This window comes from Nocardia vinacea NBRC 16497 (genome assembly GCF_000308835.1).
GTDB lineage: Bacteria > Actinomycetota > Actinomycetes > Mycobacteriales > Mycobacteriaceae > Nocardia > Nocardia vinacea.
In genome coordinates, this window is sequence record NZ_BAGN01000115.1 from 14,303 (window position 1) to 31,830 (window position 17,528).

General features: G+C 64.6%; 21 protein-coding genes. 15 read left to right on the forward strand and 6 right to left on the reverse strand.

From position 1 onward, the window contains the following. Nucleotides 1-99: 99 nt before the first annotated feature. Nucleotides 100-999, reverse strand: a complete 900-nt coding sequence (locus tag ON44_RS15720) for a helix-turn-helix transcriptional regulator (protein WP_040690630.1) — start codon at nucleotides 997-999, stop codon at nucleotides 100-102. Nucleotides 1,000-1,191: 192 nt separating this feature from the next. Between ON44_RS15720 and ON44_RS15725 the strand changes: the two genes are divergently transcribed. From ON44_RS15725 to ON44_RS15745, 5 genes are all read left to right on the forward strand, one after another. Further along, entirely contained in the window at nucleotides 1,192-2,178 is a 987-nt protein-coding gene (locus ON44_RS15725) for an aldo/keto reductase (RefSeq protein ID WP_040690631.1), read from the forward strand. Between the two features lie 433 nt (nucleotides 2,179-2,611). Continuing rightward, nucleotides 2,612-2,887 (forward strand): hypothetical protein, encoded by a 276-nt coding sequence (locus ON44_RS15730; RefSeq protein ID WP_040690632.1) that lies wholly within the window; start codon nucleotides 2,612-2,614, stop codon nucleotides 2,885-2,887. Further along, the gene (locus ON44_RS46810; RefSeq protein WP_051182065.1) at nucleotides 2,887-3,216 is read left to right on the forward strand and encodes a YlcI/YnfO family protein; all 330 of its coding nucleotides are present in this window, start codon (nucleotides 2,887-2,889) and stop codon (nucleotides 3,214-3,216) included. Before ON44_RS15730 ends, ON44_RS46810 begins: the two co-directional genes overlap by 1 nt. Before the next feature lie 36 nt (nucleotides 3,217-3,252). Beyond that, entirely contained in the window at nucleotides 3,253-3,699 is a 447-nt protein-coding gene (locus tag ON44_RS15740; RefSeq protein ID WP_040690762.1) for a hypothetical protein, read from the forward strand. Nucleotides 3,700-3,829: 130 nt separating this feature from the next. After that, on the forward strand, nucleotides 3,830-4,372 hold the full coding sequence (locus ON44_RS15745) for an AAA family ATPase (RefSeq protein WP_245567175.1): 543 nt from the start codon (nucleotides 3,830-3,832) through the stop codon (nucleotides 4,370-4,372). A 110-nt stretch (nucleotides 4,373-4,482) separates the two neighbouring features. Here the strand turns inward: ON44_RS15745 and ON44_RS15750 are convergent, their stop codons facing one another. Both ON44_RS15750 and ON44_RS15755 read right to left on the reverse strand, forming a co-directional pair. Continuing rightward, nucleotides 4,483-4,734 (reverse strand): hypothetical protein, encoded by a 252-nt coding sequence (locus ON44_RS15750; protein ID WP_040690633.1) that lies wholly within the window; start codon nucleotides 4,732-4,734, stop codon nucleotides 4,483-4,485. Nucleotides 4,735-5,111: 377 nt separating this feature from the next. Further along, the gene (locus ON44_RS15755) at nucleotides 5,112-5,258 is read right to left on the reverse strand and encodes a hypothetical protein (protein WP_245567176.1); all 147 of its coding nucleotides are present in this window, start codon (nucleotides 5,256-5,258) and stop codon (nucleotides 5,112-5,114) included. Nucleotides 5,259-5,571: 313 nt separating this feature from the next. Here ON44_RS15755 and ON44_RS15760 point away from each other — a divergent pair, with 313 nt between their 5' ends. The 6 genes from ON44_RS15760 to ON44_RS15785 all read left to right on the forward strand — a co-directional run bounded on the left by ON44_RS15760 (nucleotide 5,572) and on the right by ON44_RS15785 (nucleotide 10,021). After that, entirely contained in the window at nucleotides 5,572-6,423 is an 852-nt protein-coding gene (locus ON44_RS15760; RefSeq protein WP_083897904.1) for a helix-turn-helix domain-containing protein, read from the forward strand. After that, the gene (locus ON44_RS15765) at nucleotides 6,420-6,626 is read left to right on the forward strand and encodes a DUF397 domain-containing protein (protein ID WP_040690637.1); all 207 of its coding nucleotides are present in this window, start codon (nucleotides 6,420-6,422) and stop codon (nucleotides 6,624-6,626) included. The genes ON44_RS15760 and ON44_RS15765 overlap by 4 nt, the downstream gene beginning before the upstream one ends. Before the next feature lie 178 nt (nucleotides 6,627-6,804). Beyond that, nucleotides 6,805-7,407: a DUF3558 domain-containing protein gene (locus ON44_RS15770; protein ID WP_051182066.1), complete on the forward strand. Its 603-nt coding sequence runs from the start codon at nucleotides 6,805-6,807 to the stop codon at nucleotides 7,405-7,407. Nucleotides 7,408-7,462: 55 nt separating this feature from the next. Then, nucleotides 7,463-7,984 carry a hypothetical protein gene (locus ON44_RS15775; protein WP_051182067.1) on the forward strand — a complete coding sequence of 174 codons (522 nt, stop codon included), beginning with the start codon at nucleotides 7,463-7,465 and terminating at the stop codon, nucleotides 7,982-7,984. After that, nucleotides 7,981-9,150: a hypothetical protein gene (locus tag ON44_RS15780; RefSeq protein ID WP_040690640.1), complete on the forward strand. Its 1,170-nt coding sequence runs from the start codon at nucleotides 7,981-7,983 to the stop codon at nucleotides 9,148-9,150. The genes ON44_RS15775 and ON44_RS15780 overlap by 4 nt, the downstream gene beginning before the upstream one ends. Nucleotides 9,151-9,265: 115 nt before the next feature. Next, nucleotides 9,266-10,021, forward strand: a complete 756-nt coding sequence (locus tag ON44_RS15785) for an ESX secretion-associated protein EspG (protein WP_306306487.1) — start codon at nucleotides 9,266-9,268, stop codon at nucleotides 10,019-10,021. 61 nt (nucleotides 10,022-10,082) lie between these two features. Here ON44_RS15785 and ON44_RS15790 read toward each other — a convergent pair whose 3' ends face one another. Beyond that, complete coding sequence (locus ON44_RS15790; protein ID WP_051182068.1) at nucleotides 10,083-12,896, reverse strand: aminotransferase class I/II-fold pyridoxal phosphate-dependent enzyme; 2,814 nt, start codon at nucleotides 12,894-12,896, stop codon at nucleotides 10,083-10,085. Between the two features lie 167 nt (nucleotides 12,897-13,063). Continuing rightward, complete coding sequence (locus tag ON44_RS15795) at nucleotides 13,064-14,584, reverse strand: FAD-dependent oxidoreductase (protein WP_051182069.1); 1,521 nt, start codon at nucleotides 14,582-14,584, stop codon at nucleotides 13,064-13,066. 158 nt (nucleotides 14,585-14,742) lie between these two features. Between ON44_RS15795 and mbp1 the strand changes: the two genes are divergently transcribed. Then, the gene (mbp1, locus tag ON44_RS15800) at nucleotides 14,743-14,988 is read left to right on the forward strand and encodes a microaggregate-binding protein 1 (RefSeq protein WP_040690641.1); all 246 of its coding nucleotides are present in this window, start codon (nucleotides 14,743-14,745) and stop codon (nucleotides 14,986-14,988) included. A gap of 79 nt (nucleotides 14,989-15,067) precedes the next feature. On the opposite strand, the gene ON44_RS15805 is transcribed toward mbp1, so the two are convergent. Then, nucleotides 15,068-15,400 (reverse strand): hypothetical protein, encoded by a 333-nt coding sequence (locus tag ON44_RS15805; protein ID WP_051182082.1) that lies wholly within the window; start codon nucleotides 15,398-15,400, stop codon nucleotides 15,068-15,070. Between the two features lie 168 nt (nucleotides 15,401-15,568). Between ON44_RS15805 and ON44_RS15815 the strand changes: the two genes are divergently transcribed. The 3 genes from ON44_RS15815 to ON44_RS15825 all read left to right on the forward strand — a co-directional run bounded on the left by ON44_RS15815 (nucleotide 15,569) and on the right by ON44_RS15825 (nucleotide 17,476). Then, the gene (locus ON44_RS15815) at nucleotides 15,569-16,102 is read left to right on the forward strand and encodes a DUF6328 family protein (protein ID WP_051182070.1); all 534 of its coding nucleotides are present in this window, start codon (nucleotides 15,569-15,571) and stop codon (nucleotides 16,100-16,102) included. 223 nt (nucleotides 16,103-16,325) lie between these two features. Beyond that, a complete protein-coding gene (locus ON44_RS15820) occupies nucleotides 16,326-16,724 on the forward strand; it encodes an STAS domain-containing protein (RefSeq protein WP_040690776.1) in 399 nt (132 codons plus the stop codon). 128 nt (nucleotides 16,725-16,852) lie between these two features. Further along, entirely contained in the window at nucleotides 16,853-17,476 is a 624-nt protein-coding gene (locus ON44_RS15825) for a PAS and ANTAR domain-containing protein (protein ID WP_063721573.1), read from the forward strand. The last annotated feature ends 52 nt before the right edge of the window (nucleotides 17,477-17,528 follow it).

Consider the following 17,528-nt stretch of genomic DNA (forward strand, 5'->3'; position numbering starts at 1 on the left):
CTGCGGTGCGTCGGAATAGTCTCACCGAACACCCGTGAGCAGGGGCGAAGTCGTTCGGATGTGGCGTTCCCGGTGGTCGATTGTCTTACGGAACACCTGTCAGGACCTGTCCGGGGAACTCTCGGCCTCCGTGGGGTTCGGGGTGTGGGCGTTCCAGCTGGCGAGCAGGCGGATCGCGTCGTGTTCGGGTGAGCCCGGCTGCGGGGTGAACACGGTCATGACCTGATCGGTGGCGGTGTCGATGGTGAGGTTCTCGAAGGGCAGGGTGAGCCTTCCGATCAGGGGATGCTGGAAGACCTTCGTGCCTGCGCGGTGTGTCTTGACGTCGTGGGCGGCCCAGCGGGTGCGGAATGCGTGGCTGCGGGTGGAGAGCTGACCGATGAGGGCGACGAGTTCCGGGTCGTCGGGGCGGCGTCCGGCCTCGATGCGCAGGATCGACACCGTGTCCGCAGCGATACGCTCCCACTCGGGGAACAGGCCCCGGGCCGCATGCTCGTCGAGGAACATGAAGCGCGCAGCGTTCACCGGGCCGTCGGTGTCGAGCATCGTGGTGTAGAGGGCTCGTCCGAGGTCGTTGGCGGCGAGCAGGTCGAGGCGGCTGTTGAACACGACAGCGGGCAGGTGGTTGATCGAGTCCAGCAGTACCCGGATTCCGGGGCCGATCGTGGCGGTGATCGCTGTTTTGCGACGCTTGCGGGCTTCGGGGGTCAGTGCGGTGAGCAGCTGATCGAGGTGTGCGCGTTCGTCGTCGTCGAGTCGTAGCACCGCGGCGATGGATTCCACGACGCCTGGTGAGGGACCGGTGGCCCGGCCTCGTTCGAGGCGGATGTAGTACTCGGGGCTGATCCCGGCCAGCAGGGCTACCTCTTCGCGCCGCAGGCCCTTCACGCGGCGCCGGGTCCAGGTCGAGGGCAGGCCCACGGCGCCGGGTGAGACCCGGTCACGGCGGCTGCTGAGGAATTCGCGGACCGCTGTCCGCGCTGCCTCCTTCTCGTCCATGGTATCGAGCGTAGATGCAGGCAGGCCGCATAGAGGGGCACCGTGAGTACCCCTCTCAGCAGACCCTGTCTCGTTCCCGGGACACGGTGTTGTCTGAAGTCGGGGAAGCACCGCGGCCGTGATGCCGCGCTCGGTGGCCGTCCCGGCCATCCCTGTGATCACCGCCGACGAACCGAACGAAGGAGTTATTCGATGAAGCCTGCTTTTCTCGGCACTCTGGAGGTGTCCCGTATCGGCCTGGGGGCCATGACCATGGCCGGCACGTACACCTCTGGCGGAGGCTTGGACGACGACGAGTCGATCCGCGCCATCCGCCGTGCTCTCGACCTGGGTGTCACCCATATCGACACCGCCGAGATCTACGGTCCCTTCCACAGCGAGGAGATCGTCGGCCGCGCCATCGCCGGGCGACGCGACGAGGTCGTCGTCGCCACCAAATTCGGTCTGCTCTCGCATCCGGCGGCGGGCACCGGGCCCCGCACTATCGATAGCAGCGCCGCGAACGTGAAGGCCGCGGTCGAAGGTTCGCTGCGGCGGCTGGGCACCGACCGGATCGACCTCTACTACCAGCATCGCGTCGACCCCGGCACCCCCATCGAGGAAACCGTCGGCGCGCTCGCCGAACTGGTCGCCGAAGGCAAGGTCCTGCACATCGGGCTCTCGGAAGCCTCGCCGGAGACCATCCGCCGCGCCCACGCGGTGCACCCGGTGGCGGCGTTGCAGACCGAGTACTCGCTGTGGACACGTGACCCCGAGGACGAACTCCTGCCGCTGCTGCGCGGCCTCGGGATCGGGTTCGTGCCCTACTCCCCGCTGGGCCACGGCTTCCTCACCGGTCAGCTCCGCTCGCCTGCCGACATCCCCGACGACGACTGGCGTAAGACCAATCCCCGGTTCATCGGGGAGGCATTCGACCAGAATCTGCGACTGGTCGATGAGGTCCGGGCAGTCGGAGAAGAGGACGGCGCCACCCCCGCTCAGGTCGCACTCGCGTGGCTGCTGGCCCAGGGCAGCGACATCGCCCCCATCCCCGGCACCCGCCGCGTCGCTCGCGTCGAGGAGAACACCGCCGCCGACGCCGTCGTGCTGAGCACCGCTCAGCTCGCGCGCCTGGACCGGCTCACGCCAGCGGTGGGGGCCCGTCACGACGAAGCGAACATGGCCAGCATCGACCGCTGACAGGTCCGCGACCTCACCTCGCTGTGATCCCCGGCCGAGAGTCGGCCGGGGATCACAGCGAGGGAGATGGACTCGGGCCGAACCGGCGTGCGTGCGGTCGGATCAAGGTGTCTCGTACGCGCAACGGCCGGTAGCCGGTTGGGGCCGAGTTGGGCGAGTTCTGCGTCGATGTCGACTTCGATCGCGCCGAAGAAGTTGATGTTCTTGCTGTGCGCCGGGGCTGATGTGGGCAAGGGTACAGCCGTTGCCGCCCCACCTTGTTCTCGCTGACCAACTCGGCCTCCCGGAACACCCGCAGATGTTCGGAGAAGCTCGCTCGGCCGCGTCATCTCGAAATGGGCGGCCAGATCGGTCACCGGCTGTGGTCCGCCATGTGTGTCAAGAACTGCAACTGGGACCGATCGGTCGGTTACTATGCGCGTAGTATGTGTTCATGGGGTTCGAGTGGCCGGACTGGGCGTTCGCGCATCTGATCGGCATCGGACCCCGGGAGGTACGCCAAGTCCTGGAAGGCGCACGGCGCTGGCCGCGGATCGCCGATGACGGGCACGTGTCGGTGCTGTCGGTCTGGGGTCGCACGGGTACCGGGCGGCCACTGATCGTGGCGACGCGTCAACAGGACCAGTGGACCTGGCTGATCATCGGCGCCCGGGAAATGCGCGCCGACGAACTGAAAATGTTCGAGGAGTGGGAACAGGAGAACCGGTGATGCGTGAGAAGGATTTCCCGTCCACCCCGGACGAAGTGGCGGCGTTCATGGATCGGCTGACCTTCAGCGACGAACCGGTCCCGCCGGAAAAGGCGCCGCCGCCACTCGCCCCCGGCGACGACATCATGGTGACCAGCTCCATTCGCATGCCGCTGGAGCTGCACACCCGGGTCAAGCAACTCGCCGACAGCCGCGGCATCGGCCTGTCGACGCTGATCCGCGAATGGATGGAGGCAGCCATCGCCGAACTCGATGGCGACCAGCTCATCTCGCGCGCCGACGCGGTGCGCGCACTATCGCGACTGCATCCGATCCATCGCGCGAGCTGAGTGGACCTTCCGTCGTGGTCGCATAAGAATGCGCCCATGAGCAACGAGGTGAGAGGCGCAGTCGTAGCCACGCTGATCAGGCTTGCGGAAAGCCCCGACTATCGAGACAGGGCAGACGCAGGCCGCTGCCTCGCCAACTTCGCCGAAATGCCCGAGACCCGGGGGCCGCTGTTGGGCCTCATGCTTCATGCTGGCGACACACTCGTTACCCGCGCGACGGCGGAGGCATTGCTCCGACGTCAGGACGCGGTCGGTTTCGCAGCCGTCGCCTCAGGACTCGCTGCGGCCGATCCGAACCACGGCGACTGGATCCAAACAGCGGTGCTCGACGTGTTAGGGGTGTTCTCCCGCGACCGGGATGCTGCTGTGCGAGAGTGCGAGACATTGACCAGGGCGCCTGATGAGCTGGTACGTCACGGAGCGAGTCAGCTGATCGCCATGCTGGCCGAGATCAACCCGATTCTTCGCCCAGCGCAGGACTAGCTAGTGGTCGGCATCTACCGATGCTGGGTCGGCAGGTAAGTTGTCGCGACTGCAGCCGCTCCACCGGACGAGCTGAGTCGGGGGACCGGCGGCGGAAAATGAGTGGCGATCGGCTGCGATGATGGCGGATATGGAATCCGCCGTCTATTTGATCACCGGTATCCAGGCCGCCGGGAAGTCCACGGTCGCACAGGCGTTGGCGGAGCGGTTGCCGCGTTCGGCGCATGTGCGCGGAGATGCGTTCCGGCGCTTCATCATCGGTGGCCGGGCGGACATGAGTCCGGAACCGTCGACGGAAGCACTCGAGCAACTGCGGCTGCGGCACGCGCTGGCCGCGCACACCGCCGATGCGTACGCCTCGGCCGGATTCACCGCGATCATCCAGGATGTCGTGCTCGGGGAGTTCCTGCCCTACACCCTCGACCGCATCCGGACCCGGCCGCGATATGTGGTGGTGCTCGCGCCGAAACCGGCCACGGTCGCCGCGCGCGAGGCAGGCCGGGACAAGGTCGCCTACGAGGGGTTCACCGTCGACAGCCTGGATGAGGTGCTCCGAGCGCAGACCCCGCGCATCGGATTGTGGTTGGACACTTCCGATCTCACCGTGGAGCAGACCGTCGACGAGATTCTCGAGCGGGCCCAGCCATTGGACAGCGCAGTCACTGCTCGGTGACTGCGCCCTTCACTCGACCTCGACTGGATCCAGCCGTTGGTCGGTACTGATAGCGGTTTACCCCTCACCCGGCAACCTTGTGACCGTCCTGGGTTCGGGTGGTCCGCAATCTATCTCGACGCATCACGCCCCTCCTCGTTGGCACGTCCGGTGCCGGGGCACTCGACAGCCCGATACCGGGACGACTCCGCGGGCGCGGGCTGATTCGCCCATTCGCGGACCGCGTCCGCGAACCGCGCGACCACATCGGCTGGTGCACCGCTGTAGATGGCGGGTGGCCTGATGAACGGATCGCGTTGCGGCAGTGCTGGATTGCGATCTGTGGCTCGGGATTGGCGGCGGTTCGGCTTTGTGGCGATCATCGGCCCGCCTGACCGGTGGTCTCCGCGCCCGGACCAGCGTGAAGTTCACCCACGGCACAGACCGGCCATACGCCGCAAGTGCGGGTGGTAGGCAGGACGATCAGAGCTGCGATCTGAAGCATTGGGCAGCACCCCTTGGTTGTTCGGTATTCGAGATCTGGTGTCAGGCAGACGATCTAGTGCAGGTGGGGCATTCAGCGGGCGAATCGGTGGGGTGCGGATGTCCCGTCTCGATCAGGCGAGTCCAACAGCCGCGCAACATCTCACACGTCCGCACCGTGCAGTCGGCGTGTAGGTCGCGGGCGATCTCCTGATGCATCTGGACCGGTGACATTGGATGGTTCGGATACTGGTGCTGAAGGGGATCAGTGGCCATATCAGAACCCCAGGTGCGGAACATCGGCCGGGACGAGCCGACCGGCCTCGATGAGCCGCTTCTTCGCCTGCGCCTTGACCGGGCACATCGATGCCTGGCAGTCCAAGTGGCTCTGCATGATTAGATGCGCGTATTCGGTTGTCATCACGGGCAATTCGCTGTGGTTCGTTACCGGCAGGCCGTGCATGCGGATACTCCGAACGTGGGTGTGGGTGTCTGGAATGCCCGGCAGCGGAGGCCGAAACCGCCTGTGCGGCATAGGGATTTGGTGCGGCGGTGGGCGCTTCCCGGCTGCTGGGGCGATTTCAGTAGTACGCTGATAGGGCGCACTTTGGAAGATTTCTATCTGCGATTCGCCGAATTTATTCCCGCACTTCCAGATTGCCGTTCGTGATCATTCCAAAAACGACGCCAACGACTAGTGAGGCTACGTAATGACCGGTTCGGCTGTACCGCGTCGGATGTTGGGCCGCCAGTTGAAGAGGCTCCGAGAGGAGTCTGGTGTATCGCCTACCGCAGCGGCCAGGGCCATCGAGGTATCGCCCCAGACGCTATGGCGGATGGAGTCGGGCCAACGCGGGCCGAAGCTGAAGGAGCTGTACATCGGCGTTCTGTGCAAGATGTACGGCGCGACTGAGGAAGAGAGTGCGGCGCTGGCCGCCCTCGTCGCGGAGACGAAGAAGCCGGGCTGGTGGCACAGCTACGGCGATGCAGTTCCGGCTCACTTCGACCTGTTCATCGGGTTGGAGGAGGCCGCGAAGCGGTTGACGACGTTCCAGCTCACTCTTGTCCCCGGCCTGCTGCAGACACCGGATTACCGGCGCGCGCTCGCCTGGATCGAGTTCCCCAGCCATGCTACGGCGGCACTGGAGACGTTGATCGAGGTACACAGTCGACGGCAGTCGAGGTTGCGTGACAGCGCAAGCGAATTCGAGTTCCGGGTGCTCCTCAGTGAGTCGGTGCTGCACCATCAGGTGGGCGGTCCAGCCGTGATGGCGGAACAACTCCGGCATCTTGCGGACGTCGGCCTCTCGCCGAACGTGTCGATCCGGGTGATCCCTCAGCAGGTCGGAAGCCACCGGGGATTGATCACGGGATCGTTTGTGTTGATGGAATTTCCCGTGCATCCAACATCTCGGCTGACCGAGCCTCCAGTGGTGTATGTGCAGGGCTATACAGGGGCCCTCTACTTGGATCAAGAAGCGGAAATCACGCAGTATCGCACTGCAATCGCTCAGATCCAGCAGGTAGCGTTGGACGAAGACGAAAGCAGGAAACTGCTACTGAAGGTTGCAAGGGAGTACCAAGCGTGAGCATCGACCTGTCCGGCGCAGCATGGTTCAAGAGCAGCAGGTCAGCCAGCCAGGACACATGCGTGGAAATCGCACACCTCGTCGGCGGCATGGTCGGAGTGCGAGACTCGAAGAACCCCACGGGCCCAGCTCTTGTATTCGGTCCCGCCGAGTGGGATGCGTTCACGGCAGGTGTGCAGGGCGGGGAGTTCGAGCTTTCCTGAGCGGCGTGTGCAGGTGAATTCGTAGGAACTGCAGATGCTTTCGGCATCTGGGGTTCTTCCGACTCAGCGTTCCTCCGAGATGGCAACCATGATGAACGCTTTGCGTGCTGGTGACCCGGCCGGTACGGTCTAGACGAGCTTGCGGGGGCGGGGAAGCCGGTCCGGCCCCAGGTCTGGGATGGTACCGGTGCGAGAGGACGAGATGGCCAGCTGGAGTGGTGTGGTCCGGGGTGTGGTTCTCGGTGCGGGGGTGGTCGTGCTGGTTTCGGCGTGCAACTCCGGTGAGGAGTCGAAGGGCAGCGCGAACAGTGCGTCAGCGACGTCGACCATCGCAGCGGATGTGCCAGCGGGGTTCGACGCGTGTAAGGACCTCCCGCAGGCTCTCATTCAGTCGGAGAAGCTGGAGAAAAAAGGGGCTGACAACACAGATAGGCCCGGCGATATCAAATGGCGCGGCTGCCGCTGGGTTGAGGCTAGTGGTGACGGCTACTTCGGCTCGATCGACACCACCAACATCACCTTGGCGATGGTGCGAGCCAACAAGGACTTTACGGTCGCCGAGGAGTTCAACGTGGACGGACGGGCGGCACTTACCTATAGCCCGAGCGAGCAGAACGATCTGAAAGAGCACTGCATCTTGAGCGTCGAGATGAAGGGCGGCAGCCTCGAGGTCAGCATCAGCAACCCGCCTTCGGCCAAACTGACCGCGTCCCAGCACTCTTGTGACATCGCTAAGCGTCTCGCGAAGGGGATCGTTCCAGCGATACCTGCCACCCTCTAAACTTGAGTCGACCTCCGGTTGATCTCGGCCGGAGTCCTGGGGAGGAATACCAACTATGAGTAGCGATACGGCGACACCGTCATCAGCGGGTCCGCTGGCCAGCGCGATCAAGGACGCTCAGGACGGCAAGCTGACCGTCAGTTTCAGCAACGAAGTGCGGGTCAACGCTGACGAGTTCGTCTACATCGAACGCGACTGCAAAGCCTTCAAGAAAGAGATCCGGGACCTTCAACAGATCGCGGTAGCGATCTCGGACCGAAAGCACTGGGGTCTCGGGGAGACGACGGATGGCATGACTTCAGCTGCCACGCTGGTGGCTCGCTTCCGCGGCAAGGCAAAGATCGTCAATCCAGCCACAGACTCGGCCAACAACGTCTTCGACATCCTTCAGCAGCACTACGAGATCGTCGACGATATCCAAACCCTGCACCGCACAATCGCCCAGAAATACATCGAGCAGGATCAAGAATTCGCCGCTCGCTACAACGAGTTGACGGCGAATGTGGAGCCCAGCCAGATCGGCACCCCGACCCAACTGGGCGTGACAACGCCCCCGGCCGTCGGTGCCTCGAAATGAGCGATTCGAATGAGCCGTCGAAGATTTCCGATGGCGGTGAACATGTCGACAGCTGGAATCATTGGAAGATCTACAACGCGTTCACTCCGCTCAATACAACCGAGGCGAACAATGGCTCCAGTGAGTACGTGCAGATCGCAACGGGGTGGGCTTCGGCTGCGGAACTGTTCGCCAACCGGATCAATCATTCGAGCTCGGCAGCCTGGGACGGTACTGCCGCGAATAGTTCGCGGGACGCGATCAGCAAATACGCCAAGGCCGCATTGGACCTGACGACACCGCTGCAGAACCTCGCCGACCGGGTGTCGGCAGCGGCCAAGGGCGTCAACGATACTCAGAATGCCGTGGATAAGCCGCCGGACGGGGGATCGTGGTACAACCCGAAGAGCTGGAACCTGGGTATCTACCACGGCCCCAATTCCGCTGCGGTGCGCAACGATTGCGAGAGCGCCGCACGGGAAGCCATGCGCAATCATTACGTCGATACATTTGTTTCGGCGGATAAGCAGATTCCGGTGCTCCCGGTTCCGAACAGTCCGACCGATCCGTTGTACAAGGCACCCGAAACCAAGAACGACGGCTACACCCCGGGGACATCTGGAAACGGCGGCGGTAACCCGACGTCCGGGACCGGCAACGAGGGCAAAGGCGACCAGAACGAAAATTCGCAGCCCGCCACTGAGCCGACGACGAACAGTTCGCAGGATCCATCGTCGACCACTCCCACGAGTACCGATTCCTCGTCGCAGACCCCGTCGAGCACCTCGGCTACCCAACCGAGTTCGGTGACCCCCACGACGGGCACTTCGACGACGCCCAGCAGCTATCCGGGCGGCACGGGCAGCACGGGCAGCGGGCTGGGTGGCACCTCCGGCACGACCTCGGGCAAGCCCGGCAGCAGCGTGCCCGGTACACCGACCGCCACCGGTACGACAGCCAACGCGGCACGTGCGGCGACCACCAGCACCGGCACCTCGGGCATGTCGGGCATGGGTGGAATGGGCGGTGGCCGTGGCCAATCCAAGGGCGACGACGAGTCTCATCAGCTCCCCGAATGGCTTCGGAACATGGAGAACACCGAAGAGTTGCTCGGGCCCGACCCGAAAACTGTTCCCGGCGGCGTGATCGGCGGTGACCACGCCGAACCCGGATCGACACCGGGCTGATCCCCAGCCGCTGGTCCGAAACGTTTCTTACCTGAATTTCGTTGGCTCGCTGCCTGTCCCGAGGTACGTACGTCGTACCCGGGGGGCGCCGAGTCCGCCGCATGATGTTGATTGGATGAGCACGATGGCCGAATGGAGTTGGGAACCGGACGATTTCGCGGCGCTCTGGTACAGCGACGCGAACGACCGGTTCCCGCATCCGCTGCGCTATGTCAGCCGTTTGGCCACCAACGACGAGGTCGCCGCGCATCGGGCCGCCGTGCGCACCCGCTACGGTGTCGAGGAAACCGAGCAGATCAACCTCGCCCTGCACACCCTCACCACCTCCGAGCTGCGCATCGAAATCGCCGGTGAATCAACGGTTCTCGGTAAGGGCGAACCCCGCGAATACCGCGTCCTCGGCGCCCGGACTCCATATCACGCGGTGATGCTGACCCAGACCGCCGCGGGCGGTGTCGACAGCCCAATCCGCTGTCGGCTGTTCCGCACCGAACAACTAGCGGCACGCTTGGCCGCCATTCTGCCCTCGGTTCCTCCGGGCAGCGCCAAACCGGATACCTTCCATGTCGAGGACCTGCGTTCCAGCAACAACGGCCACGGCCGCAATAGTCCGCTGGAACGTTTCGATCGTCTCACTCAGCACCGCTCCGGCGCGGGCGTCGCGGGCCTGCTCGCCGGATACCTGCACAGCCGCCCGGCCCCCTGGTACGCCCTCGGATGGTTCGATACCGAAGGCGATGGCCGTTACGTCCAGCAGCAAACCCGCGAACACATCACCGTCCGGCCCGCCACCACCGGTGATCTCACCAATTACTTCGAAACCTGGATCGACCTGGCCCTGAAACGTCTCCGCGACGACGACAGCTGGTGATGCGATCTTCGCCGGATTCTCGCCATCCACGGTGACCAGCTCAGCTCGCGCGCCGAGGGCGCTATCGCGACTGCATCCGATCCAACGCGCGAGCTGACTCCAGCGCCGTCGCTGCCTGCGGCGCATCGCCGGACGCCGTGGCAATTGCGTGCCGAGTTGCGGCCAGCCGTGCGAGCGCGGCCTCGGTGAAGACCGACAACCCGAGGTCGGGGTTGTATCCGTGAATTTCCTTGACGTCGAGATCGGCCAGGAAATACAGGATCTCGGTCGAGATCACCTGACCCGGTACCAGCACCGGGAAGCCGGGCGGGTAGGGGACGACGAAGGTGGTGGACACCAGGTTCTTCCCCTTGGCGATCCGTCGCCCGGCGTCGCCGAGCAGGATGTGTTCGCGGTCGGACTCCTCATACCCGGCGTAGAAGGCCGATCGCATATCGCCGAACGAGCGGGCGCCGTCGGGACGAAACACGCTGTCGAACTCGCTGAAGTCGGGCAGCGCCGGCAGATCCTTCGTCATCTCGTCGACCCGGCGCTGTTGCAGGGCGCGATCGGCCTTACCGGCCGCGCGCCGGCTGCGCTCGAAATCGGTAGCCACCCGACGCAGCACGTCGAGCAGGTAGTGCACGCTCGACCAGGTGACGCCGATCGTGAAGATCAACAGCACACTGTTGATCGAGGTCTTATTGATCTGGATACCGAACCGGTCCATCAGGACCTTCTCGCGGAACTCGAATCCGTTCATGCCGGTCTTGCCGATGAACAGGGTGACCCGAGTCGGGTCGAGCACGAACTGATCGGCCCGCCACGCCTCGTTCCACTCCGCCAAGCCACCCTGTCTGACTTGTCGGTACGAGCTGACTTCGGAGAGCCGGAACTCCTCGGGCACCAGGTCGTCCTCGTCGAGGATGCGGAACCACTTGCCGATCAGCCGGTCCTTGCGGACGCGGTGACGGAAGACCAGTGCCATGTCGTAGACGTGCCGGACCAGCTGGAAGCCCTCGATGTCGACCTGCCGACGCGCCAAGTCCAAGGACGCCAGGAGTTGCTGGTTCGGCGACGTCGAGGTGTGGGTCAAAAACGCCTCACCGAACGCTTCGCGGGTGAGAGCTTTGAAATCCTCGTCGCGGATATGGATCATCGACGCCTGCCGAAGCGCCGACAACGACTTGTGAGTGGAATGCGTCGCATACACGCGTACCCGCGCGCGCTCGGGGTCGGGAAGTAGCCGCTGGTTGCCCCACTCGGCGCGGTCGACTCCCTGCATCGACGCACGCCACACGCGGTACTTCTCGGCGTACCCGGGCGAGGACAACATCGCTTCGAGCTGCTGGGCGGCGACCATCGCGGTCCGCTGCCGGGCCCACGGCACCGCGGTGGCGAACGCGTACCACGCCTCGTCCCACAGGAAGCAGATGTCCGGCTTGATCGCCAGGACCTCCTCCATTACGCGCCGGGGGTTGTAGACGATGCCGTCGAAAGTGCAGTTGGTGAGCAGCAGCATGCGCACGCGGTCCAGTTGTCCGGCCGCTTCGAGGTCCAGCAGGGCCTTCTTGATCGTGTGCAGGGACACGGCACCATAGATCGCGAACGGCTCGAGCGGGTAGGCGTCCAGGTACATCGGGTACGCCCCGGCGAGCACCAGGCCATAGTGGTGCGACTTATGGCAATTGCGGTCGATCAGAACGATGTCGCCCGGCCGGGTCAGGGCCTGCACAACAATCTTGTTCGCGGTGGATGTTCCGTTGGTGACGAAGTACGTCTGATCGGCACACCATGTCTTCGCGGCTTTGTCCATCGCCGCCCTGATCGTGCCGTGTGGGTCCAGCAGTGAGTCCAGTCCGCCGGAGGTGGAGGACGTCTCGGCCATGAAAATGTTGCGGCCGTAGAATTCGCCCATGTCGTGCAGCGATTTGGAGTTGAAAATGCTGGCGCCGCGCGCGACGGGAAGGGCGTGGAATTGGCCGACCGGCGCGGCCGCATAGGCGCGCAGGGCGTCGAAAAACGGTGTGGCGAACCGGCTCCGGAAGCCGGCGAGCACCGTGCTGTACAGGTCGGTGACATCGTTGAGCCGATAGAACGTGCGGTCGTAGACGTTCGGCTCGTCTTCGGTCTCCGCGGCGATCGATTCGTCGGTGAGTAGGTACAGATCGATATGAGGCCGCAGCTGCCTGATCCACTCGCCACATTCGACCCAGTTCTGCGTGCGGTCGGTCACGACCACGTCGTCGTTGACGCCGAGCAATGTGGTCATCAACGGCACCCGGTCGTGTGAACGAAGCGGCAGGTCATGCCGGATGACCGCAGCCTGAATCTCGCCGTTCAACGCGACGGCGGTGATGGCGTCCTCGATGCTCGACACGACAAGCAGCTCGAACTGCACATTGTCCGACGGATCGCGCAGCGCGCGCAGGCTCTCCGCGAGGCTTTCGGGAGCCTCGGGCGGAGAATCGTCGCCGAGTAGGACGGTGAAGAACTGCTGCTGTTTGGCCCGCGCCACGAGTTCCTGATCGGCCATCGGCGCGGACGTGTCGAACACAGCTGTACCGTCGCCGTACTCGGAGAGCAGGCGAACGGCCAGTGACACCTCCTCGGTGAGCCGCACCGTTGCAAGATCGGCGAGATATCCGCGAAATACCGCCAGTCTCGCCGCGCCTGGGTACAGCCAGTACCGCTCGTAGGCGCCGAGCCGATCGAGCAGGCGCCGCACCCGGGCGGCTTCGTGGGTGGTGTCCAGCCCGGCACGGTTGACATCGGCGAGCCGACGGCACGCGTCGTCGAGCAGATTCCATGTGTCGATTCGCGAGTACGACGGGTTCGCTACCGCCGCCAGCGCGGAGACACTGAGCCCTTTCGGGCGCTCGCCGTTTCGGTGCATGTCGTCAGTTTTCGCCGCTCGATCGGTGGGCGAAGTGATTTGTCGAACACGAACGGTCACGCTGGGACATTTATCCCTGCAAATATTGTGCTCCGCCGATGATCAAATTCCTAGCCGGCGCTCGAGATGCCGTGGCGTCGGCCTCGATGGTGCTCTGTGAGACGCGGTCAGTGCGGCGATACGGGACCGGGGAACGGACCGGAGATCGGTGTCAGCGAATCGGTTGCCGGACCCTCGAGCAGCGTGCCGTCGGCGGCGAACCGGGAGCCGTGCAGCGGGCAATCCCACGATTGCTCCGCATCGTTCCAGCACACGATGCCGCCCAGATGCGGGCAGACCGCGGATACCTCGGTGGTGGCGCCGTCGACGGTGCATACGGCGGTCGGTCGCAGCCCGTGGCGTTCGACGCGGCCGCTGCCCTCGGCAGGCGCTGCACCGAGGCCGGTGCCGAGCATGCGCAGCCAGCCGAAGGAAAGTTGTTGGGCCACAGAGCTATTGGCGAATACGGCGGCAGGTATCGACTTCAGCTCGCTCGGCCGCCAGCTGGCGAAGGTATCGGCCCACCGCGGTGGTTTCCCATTGACCCGGCCGACGAGCGCCAAGGCCGCGGCGATGCCGTTGGTCAAGCCCCATTTGGCGTAGCCGGTGGCCAGCAGGATGTGATTCTGCCCGGGCAGCAGCGGACCGACGTAGGGCAGTTCGTCGACGGGGTGGTAATCCTGCGCGGACCAGCTCTGCAGCGGTTCGGCGGTGGGGAAATACCGCTGTGTCCAAGCGGTCAACTCATCGACCCGGCGGCTGGCCGCATTCGTGCGCCCGACCACGTGGCCGTTACCGCCGACCAGCAGCAGGTCCGTGCCATCGGGTCCCGGCGTATACCGCAGCGAGCGCGTGGGCTCGCCCGCGCTGATGAACATTTCGTGCGGGATCGGCTCGGCGACCCGGAAGGCGCTCAGATAGGAGCGCTCGGCGGTGAGCCGGGCGAAGAAGCCGCCGCGATCGAGTATCGGTGTGCCGGTGGCCAGGATGATCGTGCGCGCGACCAGATCACCGTGCTCGGTTTCGATGATCAACCCGTCGTGCTCGCCGCTGTGCACGCCCTTGGCTCGGGTGGATTCGAAGATGGGCGCGCCGCGCGATTCGATATCGGCGGCCAAACTGGCAAGCAGTGTCATCGGGTCGAGTTGTGCCTGGTCATCGAGCCGGACCGCACCGTGCGCCGGGAACGGCACATCCAGCTCCTCGACGAGCGTCGTGGCCAGCCCGGCGGCCCGAGTCGCCTCGTATTCCGTTCGCACAGCGGACATTTCGGCCTTGGACTGAGCGTAGGTGAGTGCTGGGACGCGCTGGACGGGCACCGAATGCTCCGCGCAGTAGTGCAATAGCCACTGCTGCCCTTCGCGATTGGCCTCGACATAGTCGGTCACCGCCCGATCGCCGTGGCGACCGCGGATCCGCTGCGCTCGAATCCCCTGCAGCAGACTGACCTTCGCGGTACTGGCACCGGTGGTGCCCGCCCCGACTCGCTTACTCTCCAGCACCGCCACGTCGCCCCCGCTCTCGGCCAGCAGCAGGGCGGTCACCAGGCCGGTGAGCCCAGCGCCGATTACAACGGTGTCGAAGCGCAGACCCGGCGTGAGCCGCAGTCGCGCCGGCACCTCGGCATCGTTCAACCACAGGGACCTCATGCTCCGGCGATAACCGCTGCCACACCGCCGAAACATCCCGATATGCGGCAAGAATTTCCGGAATCCACGATGAAAACGCGGAGTTCGGATTCATCGGGCAGATCCCGGGTATGCGGCGAATGTCCACCTGAAAAACCGATAATTCGGAGGTAGATATCGTGTCCGAGCACAAGAGTGGTCCCCGCGAAGGTGTCGAAGGCGTCGTCGAGGATGCCAAGGGCAAGATCAAGGAGGCCGCCGGCGCAGTCTTCGGAAACGACAACCTGCGGGACGAAGGCAAGGCCCAGCAGGATAAGGCGGAATCACAGCGTGCAGCAGCCAGCAAGGAGGCGGCCGCCGAGAAGGAGCGTGCCGAAGCCAAGCTCGACGAACAGCGCCAGCGCGCTTACCAGCAGGGGCAGTGATTATCGATAATCGCTGCATATGACAAGTGATGGGTTGCCGGGCAATATGCCCGGCAACCCATCACTTTCGGCACCTGGATTACTTCGGCACCAGGATGCCGGTCAGGTCGGCTTTGCGGATAGGGGTGTCCGGATTGGCCTGTGCCCGGCACATCAATTCGATTGCGCCGATCGAGGCGTCGATGGTCTGATCATTGGTCGCCGGTGCATTGCCGTTACGTTCCTGCTCGAGGAATTTGGTCACCGTGACGCGCTGTTTATCCTTGTCCTGCGCGACGAATTCGCTACAGGGCGTGTCACCGCCCTTGTTCACCGCCTTCTCGGCCGCCTCGCAGCCGCTCGCCAAGACCACCAGCGCGGCCGCGGCGCCCACCGCGGCGATGCGACCTCGGCAGGTTCCGGTGTTTCTCATGATTGGATCGCTCCTCCTCGAAACGATGCCGCCGATCGCATCGGCGTCGTCATCCGCATACCCGCGCGTCGAACACCGAATCAGCGGCGCTCCGATCAACGATCGCGGGGTGTATGCGGGCCTGGCGCGGGTACGCCGCCAATACGGAGCGCGAACCCAGGAGCAGCCATGGCGGCAACATCGAAAGGCGATGACCCAGCCGTGACCATCGATGATCAGGAATGGGATCGCAACGCCAGGCACGAGACCGAAACCCAACGGCTGGACCGCAATTGGTCCAATCTGGTGCAGGAACTGCGCGTCGTGCAGACCGGTGTGCAGTTCTTGATCAGCGCGCTGCTGATCCTCCCGTTCCAGGCCGGATTCACCACCTTGTCGCAGCTGATGCGCCTGCTGTATCTGGGTACCGTCTCCGCGGCGATGGGTGCGACAGTGTTCCTGGTCGCGCCGGTGTCGTGGCATCGGATCCTGTTCCGGCGCCATCGGTTGGGCAGTGTCGTGGCCGCCGCCCATCGCTGCGCGATGGCAGGGATCTTGCTGCTCGGCCTCGCCCTGACCGGTGCTACCACTCTGGTGATGGCTACCGTCGCCGGGACCATCGCCGGTGCGGTGGCGGGTGTGGTGGTCGCGCTGTTGTTCGCGGCGGCCTGGGTGGTGGCGCCGTGGCGCTGGCGCGACGGCCGTGATGGTTCCGATAGTTGAATCGGACCGAGCCGACGTGCCAGACTAGGACGAGGTTGAGAACTACAGCCGACCCTGGGTCCGACGTGGCGACAGACTACGCAGGACTCGGCCGACGGGAGCGCGTAGCGACACCTGACCCAGCGTGGCGACAACCAGTGCGTCCTACCTACCGCCGATATCGCCGCCCTCCCGCCGATCCGATCCTGCCGTGCAGGACCGGAATCCCCTCTGGGAGGTTTACATGTCTGCTGTTCTTCAGCACCGTTCAAACGGGCAGCACCCGGCCGGTGAACGACCACGCAACCGGTTCTGGGCGCAACGCGTCGATCGCCGTAAGCAGTGTGTGGTGGTGCGTGCCGAAGGCGAACTCGATGCGGCCGCACTCCCGGAGTTCCGCGCGATGCTCGAACGCGCCGTCACGACCCGGTGCCATGCGGTTGTCCTCGATCTGCGCGCCACCAAATTCCTGAGTATTCGGGTGGCGGCCACCATCGGAGCGATCACCCAGCGGGCCGCGCACGGCGGCCCCGACGTGCGCATCGTCGCGGGGCGCCGGGAGATCGAGCGGGTGCTCGCCATTACCGGGGTACGCGCCGTGTGCTGTGATTTCCCGACCATGCGGGCCGCGCTCGACACATAATGAGGCCTTAAGTCCCTGGTCGGGCCGATATCCCGGCACCGAGCATGATCGCGCCCCATACTTGCGCTGTGACGGAGAGTGGATCGGTTTCACCCGAGCAGGCACAGGTGTTGGGTCGGGTCATCGGCATGGGTAAGGCGCAGAACGTCGGCACGTTCAACTTCTGGTTTGCCGATCAGCGGTGGGAGTGGTCCGACGAGGTCGCGATGTTGCATGGATACGAGCCCGGGACCGTGACGCCGACCAACGAACTGTTGTTATCGCATAAGCACCCCGAGGATCGTGCGCAGGTCGCCGACACCCTGGCCAACTCCATCGAAAACGCGCAGCCGTTCTCCAGCCGGCATCGGATCATCGATACGACCGGTCGTGTGCACCATGTGATCGTCGTGGCCGATCAGATGCTCGACGAGTCGGAAACGGTGATCGGGACGTCGGGGTACTACATCGATGTCACCGACGCGCTCGAGGAGCGCCAGCAGGAGACCCTGGACGACGCGCTGCCCGAACTGTATGCGGCGCGCGCGGTGATCGAGCAGGCGAAGGGCGCGTTGATGCTGGTCTACGGCATCAATGCCGAACAAGCGTTCCGGGTGCTGAGCTGGCGATCGCAGGAGACCAATATCAAACTGCGGGCACTGGCCGCCCGGTTGATCGCCGATCTCGGCGCGCTGACCGATTCGATGGCCGAAATGCGCACACAGTTCGACCATCTGCTGTTGACTGCGCATGAACGGATCGAGGCCGACTGAGTCGAATCCACACCGGTTGCGATGTTTCGATGGTGGCCGGCCGGGTAAGTCG

What these genes read in the sequence shown, in the direction of transcription:
- ON44_RS15720 (WP_040690630.1), bottom strand. Translation starts at nt 999, where the DNA reads ATGGACGAGAAGGAGGCAGCGCGGACAGCGGTCCGCGAATTCCTCAGC.
- ON44_RS15725 (WP_040690631.1), top strand. Translation starts at nt 1,192, where the DNA reads ATGAAGCCTGCTTTTCTCGGCACTCTGGAGGTGTCCCGTATCGGCCTG.
- ON44_RS15730 (WP_040690632.1), top strand. Translation starts at nt 2,612, where the DNA reads ATGGGGTTCGAGTGGCCGGACTGGGCGTTCGCGCATCTGATCGGCATC.
- ON44_RS46810 (WP_051182065.1), top strand. Translation starts at nt 2,887, where the DNA reads ATGCGTGAGAAGGATTTCCCGTCCACCCCGGACGAAGTGGCGGCGTTC.
- ON44_RS15740 (WP_040690762.1), top strand. Translation starts at nt 3,253, where the DNA reads ATGAGCAACGAGGTGAGAGGCGCAGTCGTAGCCACGCTGATCAGGCTT.
- ON44_RS15745 (WP_245567175.1), top strand. Translation starts at nt 3,830, where the DNA reads ATGGAATCCGCCGTCTATTTGATCACCGGTATCCAGGCCGCCGGGAAG.
- ON44_RS15750 (WP_040690633.1), bottom strand. Translation starts at nt 4,734, where the DNA reads ATGATCGCCACAAAGCCGAACCGCCGCCAATCCCGAGCCACAGATCGC.
- ON44_RS15760 (WP_083897904.1), top strand. Translation starts at nt 5,572, where the DNA reads ATGTTGGGCCGCCAGTTGAAGAGGCTCCGAGAGGAGTCTGGTGTATCG.
- ON44_RS15770 (WP_051182066.1), top strand. Translation starts at nt 6,805, where the DNA reads ATGGTACCGGTGCGAGAGGACGAGATGGCCAGCTGGAGTGGTGTGGTC.
- ON44_RS15775 (WP_051182067.1), top strand. Translation starts at nt 7,463, where the DNA reads ATGAGTAGCGATACGGCGACACCGTCATCAGCGGGTCCGCTGGCCAGC.
- ON44_RS15780 (WP_040690640.1), top strand. Translation starts at nt 7,981, where the DNA reads ATGAGCGATTCGAATGAGCCGTCGAAGATTTCCGATGGCGGTGAACAT.
- ON44_RS15785 (WP_306306487.1), top strand. Translation starts at nt 9,266, where the DNA reads ATGAGCACGATGGCCGAATGGAGTTGGGAACCGGACGATTTCGCGGCG.
- ON44_RS15790 (WP_051182068.1), bottom strand. Translation starts at nt 12,896, where the DNA reads ATGCACCGAAACGGCGAGCGCCCGAAAGGGCTCAGTGTCTCCGCGCTG.
- ON44_RS15795 (WP_051182069.1), bottom strand. Translation starts at nt 14,584, where the DNA reads ATGAGGTCCCTGTGGTTGAACGATGCCGAGGTGCCGGCGCGACTGCGG.
- ON44_RS15805 (WP_051182082.1), bottom strand. Translation starts at nt 15,400, where the DNA reads ATGAGAAACACCGGAACCTGCCGAGGTCGCATCGCCGCGGTGGGCGCC.
- ON44_RS15815 (WP_051182070.1), top strand. Translation starts at nt 15,569, where the DNA reads ATGGCGGCAACATCGAAAGGCGATGACCCAGCCGTGACCATCGATGAT.
- ON44_RS15820 (WP_040690776.1), top strand. Translation starts at nt 16,326, where the DNA reads ATGTCTGCTGTTCTTCAGCACCGTTCAAACGGGCAGCACCCGGCCGGT.
- ON44_RS15825 (WP_063721573.1), top strand. Translation starts at nt 16,853, where the DNA reads ATGGGTAAGGCGCAGAACGTCGGCACGTTCAACTTCTGGTTTGCCGAT.